The 17,816-nt window shown below is 70.8% G+C and carries 16 protein-coding genes; 12 read left to right on the forward strand and 4 right to left on the reverse strand.

Annotation, left to right across the window (positions count from 1 at the left end; translation table 11 throughout):
- Positions 1 to 8 precede the first annotated feature (8 nt).
- Complete coding sequence (gene ubiA / locus T8T98_RS05380) at positions 9 to 911, forward strand: 4-hydroxybenzoate octaprenyltransferase (RefSeq protein ID WP_251105845.1); 903 nt, start codon at positions 9 to 11, stop codon at positions 909 to 911.
- Between the two features lie 6 nt (positions 912 to 917).
- On the opposite strand, the gene T8T98_RS05385 is transcribed toward ubiA, so the two are convergent.
- Positions 918 to 1,289, reverse strand: coding sequence for a VOC family protein (locus tag T8T98_RS05385; protein WP_251105844.1), 372 nt, complete (start codon positions 1,287 to 1,289; stop codon positions 918 to 920).
- Between the two features lie 117 nt (positions 1,290 to 1,406).
- On the opposite strand from T8T98_RS05385, the gene soxR reads away from it, so the two are divergent.
- A complete protein-coding gene (gene soxR / locus T8T98_RS05390) occupies positions 1,407 to 1,898 on the forward strand; it encodes a redox-sensitive transcriptional activator SoxR (protein WP_160732636.1) in 492 nt (163 codons plus the stop codon).
- Positions 1,899 to 1,922: 24 nt separating this feature from the next.
- Here soxR and T8T98_RS05395 read toward each other — a convergent pair whose 3' ends face one another.
- A complete protein-coding gene (locus T8T98_RS05395) occupies positions 1,923 to 2,780 on the reverse strand; it encodes an oxygenase MpaB family protein (protein ID WP_251105843.1) in 858 nt (285 codons plus the stop codon).
- Between the two features lie 100 nt (positions 2,781 to 2,880).
- Between T8T98_RS05395 and cobS the strand changes: the two genes are divergently transcribed.
- Entirely contained in the window at positions 2,881 to 3,873 is a 993-nt protein-coding gene (cobS, locus tag T8T98_RS05400) for a cobaltochelatase subunit CobS (RefSeq protein ID WP_251105842.1), read from the forward strand.
- 49 nt (positions 3,874 to 3,922) lie between these two features.
- Entirely contained in the window at positions 3,923 to 6,121 is a 2,199-nt protein-coding gene (locus tag T8T98_RS05405; protein ID WP_251105841.1) for a transglycosylase domain-containing protein, read from the forward strand.
- A 104-nt stretch (positions 6,122 to 6,225) separates the two neighbouring features.
- Here T8T98_RS05405 and purB read toward each other — a convergent pair whose 3' ends face one another.
- Positions 6,226 to 7,536, reverse strand: coding sequence for an adenylosuccinate lyase (gene purB / locus T8T98_RS05410; protein WP_160732639.1), 1,311 nt, complete (start codon positions 7,534 to 7,536; stop codon positions 6,226 to 6,228).
- Between the two features lie 128 nt (positions 7,537 to 7,664).
- Here purB and T8T98_RS05415 point away from each other — a divergent pair, with 128 nt between their 5' ends.
- The 7 genes from T8T98_RS05415 (at position 7,665) to T8T98_RS05445 (ending at position 13,669) form a co-directional block, all read left to right on the forward strand.
- Positions 7,665 to 10,454, forward strand: coding sequence for a DUF3857 domain-containing protein (locus tag T8T98_RS05415; RefSeq protein ID WP_322295863.1), 2,790 nt, complete (start codon positions 7,665 to 7,667; stop codon positions 10,452 to 10,454).
- Between the two features lie 93 nt (positions 10,455 to 10,547).
- Positions 10,548 to 10,892, forward strand: coding sequence for an ArsR/SmtB family transcription factor (locus tag T8T98_RS05420; protein ID WP_251105839.1), 345 nt, complete (start codon positions 10,548 to 10,550; stop codon positions 10,890 to 10,892).
- On the forward strand, positions 10,889 to 11,299 hold the full coding sequence (locus T8T98_RS05425; protein WP_160732642.1) for an SRPBCC family protein: 411 nt from the start codon (positions 10,889 to 10,891) through the stop codon (positions 11,297 to 11,299). Before T8T98_RS05420 ends, T8T98_RS05425 begins: the two co-directional genes overlap by 4 nt.
- On the forward strand, positions 11,299 to 11,496 hold the full coding sequence (locus T8T98_RS05430; RefSeq protein WP_160732643.1) for a hypothetical protein: 198 nt from the start codon (positions 11,299 to 11,301) through the stop codon (positions 11,494 to 11,496). The genes T8T98_RS05425 and T8T98_RS05430 overlap by 1 nt, the downstream gene beginning before the upstream one ends.
- Entirely contained in the window at positions 11,493 to 11,906 is a 414-nt protein-coding gene (locus T8T98_RS05435; protein ID WP_251105838.1) for a DUF1801 domain-containing protein, read from the forward strand. The genes T8T98_RS05430 and T8T98_RS05435 overlap by 4 nt, the downstream gene beginning before the upstream one ends.
- Positions 11,903 to 12,289 carry a DUF1801 domain-containing protein gene (locus T8T98_RS05440; RefSeq protein WP_251105837.1) on the forward strand — a complete coding sequence of 129 codons (387 nt, stop codon included), beginning with the start codon at positions 11,903 to 11,905 and terminating at the stop codon, positions 12,287 to 12,289. Before T8T98_RS05435 ends, T8T98_RS05440 begins: the two co-directional genes overlap by 4 nt.
- 156 nt (positions 12,290 to 12,445) lie before the next feature.
- Positions 12,446 to 13,669 (forward strand): mechanosensitive ion channel family protein, encoded by a 1,224-nt coding sequence (locus T8T98_RS05445; protein WP_251105836.1) that lies wholly within the window; start codon positions 12,446 to 12,448, stop codon positions 13,667 to 13,669.
- 26 nt (positions 13,670 to 13,695) lie between these two features.
- Here T8T98_RS05445 and radC read toward each other — a convergent pair whose 3' ends face one another.
- Positions 13,696 to 14,406, reverse strand: a complete 711-nt coding sequence (gene radC / locus T8T98_RS05450; protein ID WP_251105835.1) for a RadC family protein — start codon at positions 14,404 to 14,406, stop codon at positions 13,696 to 13,698.
- Positions 14,407 to 14,510: 104 nt separating this feature from the next.
- On the opposite strand from radC, the gene T8T98_RS05455 reads away from it, so the two are divergent.
- Entirely contained in the window at positions 14,511 to 17,801 is a 3,291-nt protein-coding gene (locus tag T8T98_RS05455) for a YdbH domain-containing protein (protein ID WP_251105834.1), read from the forward strand.
- Positions 17,802 to 17,816 lie beyond the last annotated feature (15 nt).

Raw genomic sequence — 17,816 nt, forward strand, 5'->3', positions numbered from 1 at the left:
CATCGGACATGAGCGACAATATCGTCCCCGACACCGAACACCGCGGGCTCGTTGCCCGCTTGCCGCAGGTCCCGCGCGACCTCGCGCAGCTCGGCCGGTTCGATCGCCCGATCGGCTGGTGGTTGCTGTTCTGGCCCTGCGCCTTCGGAGTCTGGCTGGCGGGGGCGGGCGCGCAATGGATGCTGCTCGCCTGGCTCCTGCTGGGCAGCGTGGCGATGCGCGCGGCGGGCTGCGTCTACAACGACATCGTCGATGCCGAGCTGGACCGGAAGGTCGCGCGCACCGCCGTGCGCCCGGTCGCCAGCGGACGGATATCGAAACGCCTGGCCTGGGCCTGGCTGCTGGCGCTTTGCGCGGTGGGACTGATCGTCCTTCTCCAGCTGCGGTGGCAGGCGCAGGCCGTCGCGCTGGCGAGCCTGGCGCTGGTCGCCGGCTACCCGTTCATGAAGCGGATCACCTGGTGGCCCCAGGCCTGGCTGGGGCTGGTGTTCAGCTGGGGCGCGCCGGTCGGCTGGATCGCGCTGCGCGGCGACCACCTCGATGCCCTGGCCGCGCTCTACGCCGGCTGCGCGCTGTGGGTCGTCGGCTACGACACGATCTACGCCTTGCAGGACCGGGAGGACGACGCGCTGGTCGGTATCCGGTCTTCCGCGCTGCGGCTGGGCGCGCGGGTCAGGCCCGGCGTGGCGCTGTTCTACGGCGGGGCGGCGGCGCTGTGGGCGCTCGCCTTCTGGCTGCTGCGCGGCGACTGGGTCGCGCTGCTGGCGCTGGCCCCGGCGGCGGCGCATCTCGCCTGGCAGGTCGCGACGCTCGATCCAGCGCAGCCGGCCAACCCGCTCGACCGTTTCCGCTCGAACCGGTGGACCGGCGCGCTGGTCGCCGCCGCCTGCTTCGTCGTCGGCAATGCCTGACGGCGATCAGCCGTAACTGACCACCTCGAACTCGATCCCGTCCCAGTCGAGGAAGTAGAACCGGCGCCCCGGTTCGTAGTCGGCGTGGGAAAAGGGCTCCAGCCCGGCCTCGATCACGATCCGCTCGGCCGCGTCGAGATCGTCCACCAGCAGGCCGACGTGGTTGAGCGGCACGCCCTTGGCATAGCCGCCGCGGGCATCGGGATTGGTGTAGAGCGCGAGATAGGTCGTCTCGTCGCCGACGTGGATCGTTTCCCCGCCGAGCATCGCCGGCCCGCGCCAGCGCTCGTGCCAGCCGAGGAGCCTTTCGAACAGCGCGGCGCTGCGGTCGATATCGGTGACGGTGAGATTGGCGTGTTCGATCTGGCCCCTGGGCATTGTGCACCTCCTTGGCTCGCGAGCGGCCCCTTGCCGCGCTTCGTGCGAATCGGTGCGGCGGACAATGCAACTTCAACTTAAGTTGAGGTCAAGCGCGAAATGCGCTAGCGGCGAATCATGCACGCAAGCGACCTCCTTCCCATCGGCGCCCTTGCCCGGCGCACCGGCCTGTCCCCCTCCGCGATCCGTTTCTACGAGGACAAGGGGCTGGTCACCGCCCATCGCACCGGCGGCAACCAGCGCCGCTTCCTGCGTTCCGACATTCGGCGGCTGAGCTTCATCCTGATCGCGCAGAAGCTGGGCCTGACGCTGGAGGAGATCGCCGAACAGCTCGCCCGCCTGCCCGACGGGCGGACCCCGACCAGCTTCGACTGGTGGAAGATCAGCGAGGCGATCCGCGACCGGCTCGACCGGCGGATCGCGCAGCTCGAGGCGATGCGCGACAACCTCGACGGGTGCATCGGCTGCGGGTGCCTGAGCCTGAAGCATTGCAAGCTCTACAATCCCGAAGACCGCGCGGGCGAGGCGGGGCCCGGCCCGCGCGTCCTGCGCCGGCTGGAAGCGGACGGCGAGGGCGAAAGGGCCGGCGCGCAGCAACCGCCGGCCTGACCGGCCGGGGCCGGCCGTGTGCCGTCAGCGCCCCTGGTGGCGCGGCCCCTGGCGGAAGGCCCAGCGCAGCGCCTTGCCCATGCCCCACGTCGCCGCGCGCGCCGGAAGGGCGGCGAGGCCGGGCCGCTGGAGCCCCAGCATCGAGCGGGCGAACGGCGGGAGGAGGGCGACCGCCTCCGCCGCGAGCGTCGCCTGGAGCGCGGCCGGGGCAGCCTCGGGGCGCTGGGTCAGCACGAACTGCGCGACCTCGCGCGCCTCGGGCGAGGTGCGCAGCTCGCCGCGCAGCTCGGTGAATATCGCCCGCGCTTCCGCCTCGCTTTCGGGCACCGGGTCCGCGCCCAGCGCGCGGGCGACGACGGCGAACTGGCGATAGTACTCGTCGCGCGCGGCCGGCGGCAGGGCCGGATCGACGTGGCGCAGGTAGGCGGCGAGGAAGCTGGTCGCTTCCGCCACGTGGACCCAGGCCAGCGTGCGCGGGTCGCGCGCCGAATAGGGCGTGCCGTCGGGCAGCGTGCCGCCGACCCGTTCGTGGATCCGGTTGACCCGCGCGATCGCGGCGCGGGCATCGTCGCGGTGGCCGAAGGTCGTGACCGCGATGAAGCGCGCGGTGCGCCGCAGCCGCCCGTGCATGTCGTGGCGGAAGTCCGAATGGTCGAGCACGCCCTGGAGCGCGTGGGGGTGGAGCATCTGAAGCAGGAGGCCGCGAATCCCGCCGACCATCATGCCGACGAGGTCGGCATGGACCAGCCGGATCGGCGTGTCGCGCGCGAACAGCGCCTCGTCCGAAGGGGGGACGGGCTGCTGGCCATCCTCGTTGAAGACCGCGCGCACCCGCCGGACGAGTTCCGCGCGCAGGCGCTGGGAAGGGAGCGGGGCGGCCATGCCTGCCTCTATAGCCTGGCGCGGCGGCAATGAAATCTCCGCCGCGCGCCGCGCGTGGCGCTTGCAGCGGTGCGGCCGCGCGTATAGTCACCCGCGCGAGATGAACGACATGACCGACAAGAGCTTCGACCACGCGAGCAAGACCGTAATCGCCGCACCCGACACCGAAGTCGACGTGCGCGAGACATTCGGGATCGACATCGACTGGAAAGTGCCCGCGTTCTCGAAGCCCGACGAACGCACGCCCGACCGCGACGATGCATACGTGTTCGAACCGCAGACGACGATGGCGATCCTCGCCGGGTTCGCGCACAATCGCCGCGTGATGGTCCAGGGCTATCACGGCACGGGCAAGTCCACCCATATCGAACAGGTCGCCGCGCGGCTGAACTGGCCCTGCATCCGGATCAACCTCGACGCGCATATCAGCCGGATCGACCTGGTCGGGCGCGACGCGATCGTTCTGCGCGACGGCCTGCAGGTCACCGAGTTCCGCGAAGGCCTGCTGCCCTGGGCGCTGCAGCACCCGGTGGCGCTGGTGTTCGACGAATACGACGCCGGCCGGCCCGATGTGATGTTCGTGATCCAGCGCGTGCTCGAACAGGCGGGCAAGCTGACCCTGCTCGACCAGAACCGGGTGATCCGCCCCGATCCCAATTTCCGCCTCTTCGCCACGGCCAACACGGTCGGCCTGGGCGACACGAGCGGCCTCTATCACGGCACCCAGGCGATCAACCAGGGGCAGATGGACCGCTGGAACATCGTCGTCGCGCTCAATTACCTGCCGGCCGAGACCGAGCAGGAGATCGTCGCGGCCAAGAACCCGGACAGCGATCCGAAGACGATCGCCGATATGATCAAGGTCGCCGACCTGACCCGTCAGGGTTTCATCAACGGCGACATCTCCACGGTGATGAGCCCGCGCACGGTCATCACCTGGGCCGAGAATGCCGCGATCTTCAATGACATCGGCTTCGCCTTCCGTCTCAGCTTCCTCAACAAGTGCGACGAGGCGGAGCGGATGCTGGTGGCCGAGTATTACCAGCGCGTCTTCGGCGAGGAACTGCCGGAGAGCGTGGTTTCGGCGGCGTGACGGGTTGAAGCGGCGCCCGGCTGTGTTAAGTGTGTAACACAGCAAGTCGATGACCCGCATCCTTTCCTGGCTTTCGCGCAGGCGGCGCACCGATGGCGACGAGCCTGAGGGACCGGGATTCTACGCGTTGCAGGATGCCCCTGCCGGTGGCTGGTCTGACCCGGCGGGCGAGCCGGAATCCGCGCGGCGCGGGGGCGGCGCGATGCCGCGGGCCGGCGACCCCTGGGCCGAGCGGCTCGAACAGCTCGACCGCTATATCGAGGACGAGCCGAAGCGCGACCGCCGGCGACGGCGCTGGCGCTGGACGGTGCGAATCGCGGCCGGGGGGCTGTTCGCCTTCATCCTCCTGGTCGGCTGGCTCGCGGTGACCGCGCCGCTGTCGCGCTCGCTCGAACCGATCGCCCCGCCGCAGCTGACCCTGCTGGCATCGGACGGCACGCCGATCGCGCGCAACGGCGCGGTGGTGGACGAGCCGGTGCGCGCGGCCGACCTGCCGCCGCACGTGATCGAGCCCTTCCTGGCGATCGAGGACCGGCGGTTCTACAGCCACTGGGGGATCGATCCGCGCGGCATCGCCCGGGCGCTGTGGTCCAACCTGACCGGCGGGCCGACCCAGGGCGGCAGCACGATCACCCAGCAACTGGCCAAGTTCACCTTCCTGACGCCCGAACAGAGCCTGACGCGCAAGGCGCGCGAGGCGCTGATCGCGTTCTGGCTGGAAGCCTGGCTGAGCAAGGACGAGATCCTCGAACGGTACCTGTCGAACGCCTATTTCGGCGACAATACCTATGGTCTGCGCGCGGCCTCGCTCCATTACTTCTACCGCCATCCGGAGAACCTCAAGCCCGAACAGGCCGCGATGCTGGCCGGGTTGCTCCAGGCCCCGTCGCGCCTCGCCCCGACGCGCAATTTCGATTTGGCCGAGCGGCGGATGCGGCTGGTCGTCGCGGCAATGGTCGATGCCGGATACCTGACGGGGGACGAAGCCGGGCGCCTGCCGACCCCGCGGCTCGACGTGCGCCGGCGCAACGAGCTGCCGACCGGGACCTATTTCGCCGACTGGGCTCTGCCCGAAGCGCGCAAGCTGACGGGCAACGGCTATTCGGAGCAGACGATCGCGACCACGCTCGATTCGCGCCTGCAGGGCATTGCCCGCGACGTGATCGCCCGCGCCCCGCTGGGTACGGCGCAAGTCGCGCTGGTGGCGATGCGGCCCAACGGCGAAGTCGTCGCGATGATCGGCGGGCGCGATTACGCCAGGTCGCCGTTCAACCGCGCGACCCAGGCGCGGCGGCAGCCGGGCTCCACCTTCAAGCTGTTCGTCTATCTCGCCGCGCTGGAGGCGGGGATGTCGCCCGAGGACGCGATCGACAACAGCATGATCGAAACGGGCAGCTATCGCCCGCGCAACGCCGGCGGTGCCTATTCGCAGAGCCTGACGCTGGAACAGGCTTTCGCCCGGTCGAGCAATGTCGCCGCGGTGCGGCTGTTCGAACAGGTGGGGGGCGAGGCGGTGATCGACACGGCCCGCCGGCTGGGCGTTGCCTCGCCGCTGGCCGAGGGCGATCCCAGCCTGGCGCTGGGCACCTCGACCATGACGCTGATGGAACTGACCGCCGCCTATGCCGGGATCGCGGGCAATTCCTTCCCCGTGCGCCCCCACGCGTTCGTGGAGGAGGAGCCGGGCTGGTTCGACTGGCTGTGGAACGGGCGCGACAGCCTCTCGCACGGGCGGCACGAGGCGATCGAGCGCCTGCTGCGCAGCGCGATCAACCGCGGCACCGGGCGCGCGGCGATGCTGCGCGCGCCGAACTTCGGCAAGACGGGGACGACGCAGGACAACCGCGACGCGCTGTTCGTCGGCTATGCCGGCGATCTGGTGGTCGGGGTGTGGATCGGCAACGACGACAACTCGCCGCTCGCCGGGATCAGCGGCGGCGGCCTGCCGGCGCGGATCTGGCGCGACTTCATGGCCCGCGCGCTGGGCGAGACGCGCGCCCCGGCCCGCCCGCGCCCGACGCCGAGCCCCGATCCCGCCGGCCCTGTCCAGCCGCAGGACGTGCCGCAGATCGGCGACATCCCGCTGGGCGAGGACGGTTCGCGCCTGCGCGTGGACGGGGGCGGGGCGACCCTTTCGACCGAGGTCGGTGGAATCCCGGTCGATGTCAGGCTCGATCGCGACGGGCTCGCGCTCGAACCGGGCGTCGCGCCGCGCGACGATCCGCCGCAGGACACCGCGCCGCGCTAGTCATCCGGCGCGGAAGCCAGCCCCATTCCCGTCATGCCGAACTCGTTCGGGCATCCATCGTGCCTCCCGGGCGCCGTCGGCGCAGGAGGACGCGCGTGGCGGCCTCAGCCGAAGACGCGTTCGAACACCCGGTCCACCTGGCGGAAGTGGTAATCGAGGTCGAACTTCTCCTCCAGCTCGGCCTCGCCCAGCGCGGCGGTGACTTCGGCGTCCTGCTTCAGCAGGTCGAGCAGCGCCAGTTCGCCGTCCGATTCCCACACTTTCATCGCGTTGCGCTGGACGATCGCATAGGCATCCTCGCGGCTGATCCCGGCCTGGGTCAGCGCCAGCAGGACGCGCTGCGAATGGACCAGCCCGCCCATGCGGTCGAGGTTCTTCTGCATCCGCTCGGGATAGACGACCAGCTTGTCGATCACGCCGGTCAGCCGCGCGAGCGCGAAGTCGAGCGTGATCGTCGCGTCGGGGCCGATGAAGCGCTCGACCGAGGAATGGCTGATGTCGCGTTCGTGCCACAGGGCGACGTTCTCGAGCGCGGGCAGGGCATAGGCGCGGATCATGCGCGCCTGGCCGGTCAGGTTCTCGGTCAGGATCGGGTTGCGCTTGTGCGGCATCGCGCTCGAACCCTTCTGGCCGGGGGAGAAGTATTCCTCCGCCTCGAGCACCTCGGTCCGCTGGAGATGGCGGACCTCGACCGCGACGCGCTCGATCGACCCGGCGATCACCGCCAGGGTGGCGAAGAACATCGCGTGCCGGTCGCGCGGGATGACCTGGGTGGAAATCGGCTCGATCGCCAGGCCCAGCCGCTCGGCCACGTGCTCTTCCACCGCCGGATCGACATTGGCGAACGTGCCCACCGCGCCCGAAATGGCGCACGTCGCGATCTCCGCGCGCGCGGCGACCAGCCGCTGGCGGCAGCGGGCGAACTCGGCATAGGCCTGCGCCAGCTTGAGGCCGAAGGTCACCGGCTCGGCATGGATGCCGTGGCTGCGGCCGATGGTGGGGGTGTACTTGTGCTCTTCCGCGCGGCGGCGGATCGCGGCGAGCAGCAGGTCGAGATCTTCCAGAAGGATGTCCGACGCGCGGGCAAGCTGCACCGCCAGGGTCGTGTCGAGCACGTCGGAACTGGTCATGCCCTGGTGCATGAAGCGGGCTTCATCACCCACCTGCTCCGCCACCCAGGTGAGGAAGGCGATCACGTCATGCTTGGTCACCGCCTCGATCGCGTCGATCGCGGGCACGTCGATCTTCGGGTCGGTCGCCCACCAGTCCCACAACGCCTTCGCCGCGCTTTTCGGCACGACGCCCAGCTCGCCCAGCTTCTCGGTCGCGTGGGCCTCGATCTCGAACCAGATGCGATAGCGCGCCTCCGGCTCCCAGATCGCGGACATCGTGGGGCGGGCGTAACGGGGGACCATGGCAAACTCCGGGCGGGAAAACGGGTGTCGCGGCGCGGCTATATGCGGGGAGGCCGATTGGCAACCCGCCAGATCGCGGGTAGGGTGCACGGCAGGGGAATTGCATCGCTGGGGGGCACATGCATCACGTGGTTCGTCTGATTGCCGGGGGAATATCCGCGGCGGCGCTCGTCGCGCCTGCCTGGGCCGGGGAGGAGATCCTCTACCAGCCGGAGCCGGAATGGGTCGAGGTGGCCGAACTGCCCCCGGCGGACAGCCACCAGGGCAAGCCGATGCGGCTGATCGAATCGCAGGTCCTGCTCGACGGCGGAACGGTGTGGGAGTTCAGGGACGTCGCGCTGGCCTTCGAGACGCCCGAGATGCTGAGCCAGCTCGGCACCGTCTCGGCCAACTGGCTGCCGGACAAGGGCGACCTGATCGTCCACCGGATCGAGCTGGTGCGCGACGAGGAAACGCTCGATGTCCTGGCCGACGGCGCGGGGTTCGAGGTGCTTCGCCGCGAGCGGCAGCTGGAACAGCGCATCCTCGATGGCGGGCTGACCGCGACGCTGGCCGTCCCCGGCCTGCGCGTCGGCGATACGCTACGGGTCGCCTACTCGGTCACGCGGCGCGACCAGGCGCTCGACGGGCAGATGGAATGGAGCTCCGAAATCCTTGCCGAGCCGCTGCCCGTGGCGAGCGGGCGGATCGTCCTCGCCTGGCCCGAAGGGCAGGCGGTGCAGCACCAGCTGCGCCGCGCGGACGGCGCGGCCCGGCTGACCCGCGAAGACGGGATGACGCGGCTGGCGATCGCCATGCCGCTGGCCGAACCGCCGGAGATGCCCGACGATGCGCCGGTGCGGTTCCGCCTCGCGCCCACCGTGCAGGCCGGCACGTTCGACAGCTGGGAAGCGGTTTCCGCCTCGATGGCGCCCTACTACGCGACCGAGGGGACGATCGCGCCCGGCGGCGCCATCGCGCAGGAGCTCGACCGTATCCGCGCCGCGGAAAGCGACCCGCTCGCGCGCGCCGCGCTGGCCGTGCAGCTGGTGCAGGAAGAAGTCGGTTACCTGATGAACGGCCTCGACGGGGGCAATTACCTGCCGCAAACCCCGGCCGAAACGTGGGAGAAGCGCTACGGCGATTGCAAGGCCAAGTCGCTCCTCCTGCTTGCCATGCTGCGCGAGCTGGGGATCGAGGCCGAGGCCGTGCTGGTCAGCACGACGATGGGCGATGCCATTCCCGAGCTTCTGCCCGTGCCGGGCAACTTCAACCACGTGATCGTGCGCGCCGATATCGGCGGCGAGACGTACTGGCTCGACGGCACGAGCACGGGCACGCGCCTGCAGACGATGGCGGCGGTTCCGCGGTTCGGGCACGCGCTGCCGCTGCGCGAGGGCGGGGCCGGGCTCCAGCCGATTCCCGCGCGGCCCCTGCCGGTGCCGGGCCGCACCGTGCGCCTCGCGGTGGACCAGCGGGCCGGTATCGCCCTGCCGGCGCTGTTCGATCTCGAACTGACCGTGACCGGGCCCGATGCCTCGGCCTTCCGGATGCTGGCCCAGCTGGAAGACGGCGACCAGCGCGACGAGTTCATCCAGGGCGCGGCGACCGCGATCATCGGCGATCATCGCCAGATCGACCGGTCGATCGCCTTCGACGACGAATCGGGCAGCGCGACGGTGACGGTCGAAGGGCTGATGACGACGCCGTGGAACATGCGCGACGGCCGTTACCGGCTGGAAATGCCCTATCTCCCCGCCGCGTCGTTCCGCTTCGACAACGACCGCGCGCGGGCCGAGTGGCGCGACCTGCCGGTAACGGTGAACGGGCCGCTGTTCTGGCGCACGCAGGTGGAATGGCTGCTGCCCGAAGACGGGGCGGGGTTCGCCGTGCGGGGGGAACCGGCGTTCGATCGCGAGATCGGCGGCAACCGGCTCGTCTCCTCGGGTGGGATCGAGGGCGACCGGATCGCGATCACGCAGGACGTTGTCAGCCACGCGTGGGAAATCCCGGCCAGCGAACTGCCCGCGACCAAGCGCGAGGCGATCCGCATGAAGCGCCGCCTGCCCACTTTCGTCGCGCCTGCCGACACCCGGCGCGCCTGGGACTATCGCGGCAGCGACCGGGCCATGCTGGAGGACCTGGAGCAAGCCTATGCCGTCCTGGTGGAGCGCGAGGACGACGACGAGGCCGGCGCCTATACCAACCGCGCGATCTTCCGCGCCGGGGTCGGCGACTGGGACGGGGCGCTGGCCGACCTCGACGTCGCGCTGGAGCGCGAGCCCGCCGCCTGGCTTTACCGCCGGCGCGCCCAGGCCCGGCGGCAGCTCGGCGATCTCGAGGGCGCGCTGGCCGACCTCCAGGCGGCCGAGACGCTCGATCCGGCCAATCCCGATCACTTCAAGCAGGTCGAGATCCTCGGTCAGCTCGGCCGGGGAGAGGAAGCGATCGCGCTGGCGCAGGACAGCGCGCTGGTCGCCAGCAATCCCGACTGGGGCGACATCCAGATCGCCTATGCCGAGGGCTGGGCCGGCCAGACCGAGGAAGGGCTCGAGCGGCTGGCCGACCTGGTCGAGTTCGCCGCCCCCGGGTCGGAGGCGTTCAATGCCCTGTGCTGGTATTCCGGGATCTGGAACCGCGCGACGGACGAGACGCTGCCGGTCTGCCTCAAGGCCGTGGAACAGTCGGCCGGCGGGATCGGCGCGCTCGACAGCCGGGCCATGGTCCTGTTCCGCCTGGGCGAGGCGGAAGGCGCGCTGACCGATCTCGACAAGGTGCTCGCCGCCTCGCCGGACGAACATGCCTCGCGCTACATGCGCGGGATCGTGCGGCTGCAACTGGGCGACGCCGGCGGGCGCGAGGACATCGCGGTGGCGCTCGCGGCCGAGCCGGCGCTCGAGGCGGTCTATCGCGCATACGGCATCGCCCCGCCGCGCTGATCGCGCCGATCTCGCCCAGTCTTGAAAGGGGGGGGCGGGGCAGCGGGCAAGCGCCGATTGACTCATTCATAACTACGTGGTTATGAATGAGTCGTGCCCGCCGATGCGCCTCCCGCAAGCCCCGCGAGGGACCAGGTCTTCCGCGCGCTGGCGGATGGCAGCCGGCGCGCTCTGTTCGAACGCCTGTGCCGCGAAGGGGAACTGACGGTCGCTCGCCTGACCGATGGCGCGGGGATCTCGCAACCGGCGGTCTCGCGGCATCTCGCGGTCCTGAAGGAAGGCGGCCTGGTCGAGGCCCGCCCGGCGGGCCGCGCGACGTTCTACCGCGCGCGCGCGGACCGGCTCGCCCCGCTCGACGACTGGACCCGCGAAATGCGCGCGACCTGGCACGCGCGGCTCGACGCGCTCGACGATGTCTTGCGAAGGATGGACAATTGACCCCAGGCGACGACCGGACCCGTACCCTGACGATCGAACGCGAGTTCGCCCACCCGCCCGAGCGCGTCTGGCGCGCCCTGACGCAGAGCGAGCTGCTGGCCGAATGGATCATGCCCAACGATTTCCGGGCCGAGACGGGCGCGCGCTTCGCGATGGATGCCGAATGGGGCCGGGTCGAAGGCGAGGTCCTCGAGGTCGAGCCGCAGCGCCGGCTGCGCTATACCTGGAACGGCCCCGAACTGCGCAGCGAGGTCGAATGGACGCTGGAGCCGGCTGCCGAGGGAACCCGCCTGACGCTGGAACAGACCGGGTTCCGGCCGCAGGATCGACAGGCCTATTACGGCGCGCGCGCAGGCTGGCCGCGCTTTCTCAAGGCTCTCGACGCATTGCTCGAAAGGATTGGCTGATGCCCGCAACGATCAGGAAATGGCACCGCTGGATATCGATGGCCTTCGTCGCTCTCGTCGCCGCGATCTTCCTGCTCCAGGCGCTGACGACGCCGCCCGAATGGCTTTACTACACGCCGCTGCCGTTCCTCCTGGGGCTGATTGCATCCGGCATGTACATGTGGTTCCGCCCGGCGCGGCCGGGAGCCGCGAAATGAGCGACGAGAGCGAGCCGAAGCTGCTGGCCGGGGGCAATCCCCAGATCCCGAAGGGGGAGGGGGATGCCCCGGTCCAGGCCTATATCGCCGCCATGCCCGGATGGAAGAAACCGATCGGCGAGGCGCTCGACGCGGCGATCGTGCGCGAGGTGCCCGGGGTGCAGAAGGCGGTGAAGTGGAACACCCCGTTCTACGGTGTCGAGCAGGGGTGCTGGTTCGCCTCGTTCCATTGTTTCGACCGTTACGTGAAAGTCACCTTCTTTCGCGGCGGGTCGCTCGAACCCCAGCCGCCCGAGACCTCGAAATACCCCGAGGTTCGCTATTGCCACTTTCACGAAGGCGAACGGCCCGGCGAGCGGTTCGCCGGCTGGATCAGGCAGGCCGTCGCCCTTCCGGGAGAGAAGCTGTGACCGGCGCGCGCGACGCGAAAGCAGGCGATCGGGCCGGCGACTGGCGCAAGGAAACGCTCGCCCGGGTGCGCGCGATCGTCCTCGCCGCCGACCCGGCCATCGTGGAAGAGGTGAAGTGGCGCAAGCCCTCCAACCCCGCGGGCGTGCCGACCTGGGCCTGCGAGGGCATCGTCTGCACGGGCGAGACATATCGCGACAAGGTCAAGCTGACTTTCGCGCGAGGCGCGGCGCTGGCCGATCCGCACGGGCTGTTCAACGCGGGGCTGGAAGGCAAGGTCCGCCGCGCGATCGACCTGCGCGAAGGCGACGAGCCGGACGAGGCCGCGCTGACCGCGCTGGTGCGCGAGGCGGTGGCCGCCAACCGCGCCCGGGCGGCCGGCTGACCGGGCCTGCGCCGCGCCCTGCCGGTGGGGGGCGCGCGCTTCGATTGACAGCCGGGGCGGCCGCGTCCACCTAGCCGCCCGTCACGACCGACCGAGAACGAGGGGCCAAGTGGACAGGCCGGGGCGGTTCGGCCGCTCCCTGCCCGGCAAGACGCGATGATCGAACCTCCGACTTTCGAGGACCTGGGCCTGACCGGCCTTGCCCCGACGGCCGAGATGGTCGTCGGCCTGTGCATCCTGGCGGCGCTGGCCTGGCTGGGCAACTTCGTCGCCAAGAAGATCATCCTGCGCATCCTGATCGCGCGGGTCCTGCCGCAGGACGGGCCGAGCCCGCGCAAGGTGGTCGCCTATCTCGCCAATATCGTGCCCACGGTGATCGTCGCCTACGGCGTGGGCGCGGTGCCGCATCTCGCGCCCGGGATCGCATCGGTGATCGCGAACGTCGCCAACGGGGTGACGATCCTGGTCATCGCCATGGCGATCAGCGCGGCGCTCAGCTTCGTCAACGCGCTTTACGAACAGCGCCCCGAAAGCGCGAGCCGCCCGATCAAGGGCTATGTCCAGGTGCTGAAGATCGTCGTCTATTCGGGCGCGGCGATCCTGATCGTCGCGGTGCTGATCGAACAGTCGCCGCTCCTCCTCCTCTCGGGCCTCGGCGCGATGGCGGCGGTGGTCCTGCTGGTGTTCAAGGACACGATCCTTTCGCTCGTCGCCTCGGTCCAGCTCACGTCGAACGACCTGCTGCGGGTGGGCGACTGGATCGAGATGCCCCAGGCCGGGGCCGACGGCGACGTAATCGATATCGCGCTGCACACGGTGAAAGTGCAGAATTTCGACAAGACGATCGTCTCGATCCCGACCCACCGGCTGATTTCGGAAAGCTACAGGAACTGGCGCGGCATGTCCGAATCGGGCGGGCGGCGGATCAAGCGGCCGATCTTTATCGACCAGAACTCGATCCGGTTCCTCGAAGCCGAGGAGATCGCGCGGCTGAAGCGGGTCGCGCTGATCGCGGACTACCTTGCCGACAAGGAACGCGAGCTGGGCGAATGGAACGCAGGGCTGGGCGAGGCGGGGCGCGAGGCGGTGAACGCGCGCCGGGCGACCAACGTGGGCACGTTCCGCGCCTATGTCCTCGCCTATCTGCGCGCCCATCCGCGGGTTTCCCCGGCGATGACGCTGATGGTGCGCCAGCGCGAGCCGGGGCCGCAGGGCCTGCCGCTGGAGATCTACTGCTTCACCGACACGACCGCGTGGCTCGAATACGAACGGATCCAGTCGGACATCTTCGATCACCTGCTGGCGATCCTGCCCGAGTTCGGCCTGCGGATATTCCAGCAGCCGAGCGGCCTCGATTTCCGCACGCTGGCGGAAGGCTAGCGCGCCCGCCCCCGCGGGGCCTCGGGTCAGATCAGTCCTTTCGCGCGCAGGCTGGCATGGCCTTCGCGCCCCACGATCACGTGGTCGTGGACGACGATCCCCAGCAGGCGGCCGGCCTCCGCGATCCGGCGGGTGACCTGGATGTCGGCCTGGCTCGGCGCGGGGTTTCCGCTGGGGTGGTTGTGGACCAGGATCAGCGCGCTCGCACCCACGTCCAGCGCGCGCCTGACCACCTCGCGCGGGTGGATCGCCGCCTCGTCGATCGAACCGTCGCCGACATGGTGATCAAGGATCAAGCGGTTGCGCGTGTCGAGATAGAGCACGCGGACCCGCTCCACCGTCAGGTGCGCCATGTCGATCGTCAGGTAATCGAGCAGCGCCTGCCACGATGCCAGAACCGGCTTTCGCTCGACTTCGCCGCGGGCCATGCGCCGGGCGGCGAGGGCGGTGGCCTTGAGCATGGCGGTGCCCGTCTCGCCCATGCCCTTGACCCGGGCCAGCGCGGCGGGATCGGCGTTGAGCACCGCGGGTAGCGAGCCGAACCGGTCGAGCAGCGCCTTTGCCAGCGGCTTGGTGTCGCCGCGCGGATTGGCGGCGAAGAGGAGATATTCGAGCACTTCGTAATCGGCCAGCGCCTCCGCCCCGCCGGCAAGCAGGCGCCGGCGCAGCCGCGCGCGGTGGCCCAGGCCCGCGTGGGCCGGCGTCTTGCCGGGCGGCTTGTTCCCCCCTTGCGGCAATGGCTCCCCCTCTTGCGCCGGAGTGCGACCCCAAATGTCGCGTCCTCTTGGGTGGCGCCCCATCGGTTGCGATCCCCCGGGGCGCGATCCCCAACCGCCATGCATTGCCTTTGCCGGGCGATGCGCGCAAGTGGAGCACGATGGCGCTGGCCGAGGACGAGAACGAGGAAAGGCCGGATTCGGCGGCATCGGGCCGGCGCGCCCCGCGCTGGCGCGTGCGCCTGTCGCTGGTCCTGCTCGCGCTGGTGGCAAGCGCGATCGCGGTCCTGTGGTTCTCGCGCGAGCGGATCGCGCAGGACGTGATCGCCGGGATGCTGGAAGACCACGACCTCCCCGCGCAGTACGAGATCGAGAGCATCGGGCCCGAACGCCAGGTGCTGCGCAACGTCGTGATCGGCGACCCTGCGCGGCCCGACCTCACGATCGCGCGAGTCGTGGTCAACTTGCGCTATCGCTTCGGCACGCCGGCGATCGGCCGGGTGGAGCTCGACCGGGCGCGCCTTTTCGGACGGCTGGCGGGCGGGCGGCTGAGCTTCGGCACGCTCGACCGTGTGCTCTTCGCCGACAGCGACGCGCGCGCCGGGCTGCCCGATCTCGACTTGCGGCTGGTGGACGGTCGCGCGCTGATCGAAAGCGATTACGGGCCGGTCGGGATCAAGGCCGCGGGCGAGGGGGAACTTGACGACGGCTTCGACGGCCACCTCGCCGCGGTCGCGCCGCGAATCGCCGCCGGGGAATGCCGGGCCGAAGACGCGACCCTCTACGGCCGCCTGACCACCGCCGCCGGCCGGCCGAGCTTCGACGGGCCGCTGCGCGTGGCGCGCCTCGCCTGCGCGGGCGAGGGCCCGGCGGTGGAGAATCTCGCGCTCGCGCTGGAGGCGACGGGCGATGCCGACCTCGCCGGCTACGACGGCCGCGCCCGCCTCGCGTCCGGCCGTGCCACGCTGGGCGGCGCGCGGCTAAACGGGATGAACGCCAACCTGCGCGCCAGCTGGCGCGATGCGCGGCTGACGGCGCGCTATTCGCTGGTCGGCCGCGGTCTCGCCCATCCGCAGGCGCAGTTCGCCGTCCTCACCGCCAAGGGCGGGCTGCGCGCGCGCGACGGGTTTCGGCGGGTCGAGATCGACGCCGACCTCGAAGGCAACGGCCTGCGCATGGGGCGCGCCGTTTCCGAGGCGCTGGCGGCCGTCACCCGCGACGGCGGCGACACACTGCTCGCGCCGCTCGCCCGCCGGATGGCCGACGCCCTCCGGCGCGAGGAGCGCGGCAGCCGGCTCGCCGGGCAGCTGACCTGGCGCAGGACCGGCGAGGCGGTGACCGCCGTCGTCCCCAGCGCCAGCCTGCGCGGGGGCAGCGGGGAAACGCTGCTCGCCCTGTCGCGCGTGCACTACCTGGGCGGGGCGGGGCGCGCGCCGCGCATCGCCGGCAATTTCCGCACCGGGGGCAGGGGCCTGCCGCGCATGGTCGGGCGGATGGAGCAGCTCGGCGGCCGCGATACCGTGCTGCGGATGCGGATGGCCGAATACACGGCCGGCGATTCGCGGGTCGCCCTGCCCGAGCTCGTGCTGGCCCAGGGCGCGGGCGGGCAGCTCGGCTTTTCCGGCCGCGCGGTCGTCTCGGGCGCCTTGCCGGGCGGCGCGGCGCGGGCGCTGGTCGTGCCGCTCGACGGCAACTGGTCGCCCGTGCGCGGCCTCGCGCTGTGGCACGACTGCGCCGATTTCCGGTTCGAACGGCTGGAGATGGCCGACCTCGTGCTCGAACGCCGCGGCCTGCGGCTCTGTCCGCCGCGCAATGCCCCGATCCTTGCCTACGATGCGCGCGGGCTGCGGCTGGCGGCAGGCACGCCGTCGCTCGACCTGGCGGGGGAGCTGGCGGGCACCGCGATCCGCATCGAATCGGGCCCGGTCGGCTTCGCCTGGCCCGGCAATCTCAGCGCGCGCGACCTCGACATCTCGCTCGGCCCGGTCGAGGAAGCGAACCGGTTCCGCGTCAGCCAGGTCGGCGCGACGCTGGGCAGCGCGATCGAGGGGACTTTCGCCGATGCCGACGTCGCGCTGTTCGCCGTCCCGCTCGACTTGCGCGAGACGCGCGGCCGCTGGCGCTATGCCGGCGGCGTCTTCGCGATCGAGGACGGCGCCTTCGTCCTCGAAGACCGCAGCGAGCAGGACCGCTTCCGCCCGCTGGTCGCGCGCGGGGCGCGGCTCGCGCTGGAGGACAACGTGATCCGCGCCGACGCCCTGCTGCGCGAACCGCGCAGCGACCGCGCGGTCGTGGACGTCGCAATCGTCCACGACCTGGCGCGCGGGGCGGGCCATGCCGATCTCGACGTCGACGCGCTGCGGTTCGACGAGGCGCTCCAGCCCGACATGCTGAGCGAACTGGCCCTGGGCGTGATCGCCAATACCCGCGGCGTGGTGCGCGGGACCGGGCGGATCGCGTGGGACGGGGACGGGGTGACGAGCGGCGGGCGCTTCTCGAGCGAGGGGCTGGACTTCGCCGCCGCCTTCGGCCCGGTGCGCGGCGCGGCGGGCACGATCGTCTTTTCCGACCTCCTCGACCTGACCACCGTGCCGGGCCAGCGGCTGCGCGTCGAATCGGTCAACCCGGGGGTCGAGGCGACGGGGGGCGAAGTCGAATTCGCCTTGCGCGAGGGGCAGTTCCTGTCGATCGCCGGCGGGACCTGGCCCTTCATGGGCGGCACGCTGACCCTGCGCCCGGTGGACCTGAACATCGGCGCGAGCGAACGGCGCGCCTATGTCTTCGTGATCGAGGGCCTCGACGCGGCGACTTTCGTCCAGCAGCTCGATCTCGGCAATATCCACGCCACCGGCACGTTCGACGGCGAACTGCCGATCGTCTTCGACGCGGCCGGGAACGGCCGGATCGAGGGCGGCCGCCTGGTCTCGCGCGCGCCGGGCGGCAGCGTGTCCTATGTCGGCGAACTGACATACGAGGACCTGTCGCCGGTGGCCAATTTCGCCTTCGACGCGCTGCGTTCGCTCGATTACCGGCGGATGGTGGTGGAAATGAACGGCAGCCTCTCGGGCGAGATCGTGACCGAGCTGCGCTTCGAGGGGGTGAGCCAGGGGGAAGGGACGAGCAAGAACCTCGTCACCCGCCAGATCGCCGGGCTGCCGCTCGAATTCCGCGTCAACATCCGCGCCGCCTTCACCCAGTTGCTGACCAATCTCCGGTCGCTCTACGATCCGGCCTTCGTGCGCGACCCGCGCGAGCTGGGGCTGCTGTCCGACGACGGCGAGCGGCTGCAGCCCGCGCCCGGGCCGGTGGGCGGGGGCAGTCCGCCCGCCGATGCCCTGCCTGCCGATGCCCTGCCTGCCGATTCCCGGCCCCCCGATTCACCCGTTCAGACCCAGGAAAGCGAGACAATGCCATGATCCCCGCCGAATTGA

This window comes from Pelagerythrobacter marinus, from assembly GCF_034375205.1.
In the GTDB taxonomy this organism is placed as follows: Bacteria; Pseudomonadota; Alphaproteobacteria; order Sphingomonadales; family Sphingomonadaceae; genus Pelagerythrobacter; species Pelagerythrobacter marinus.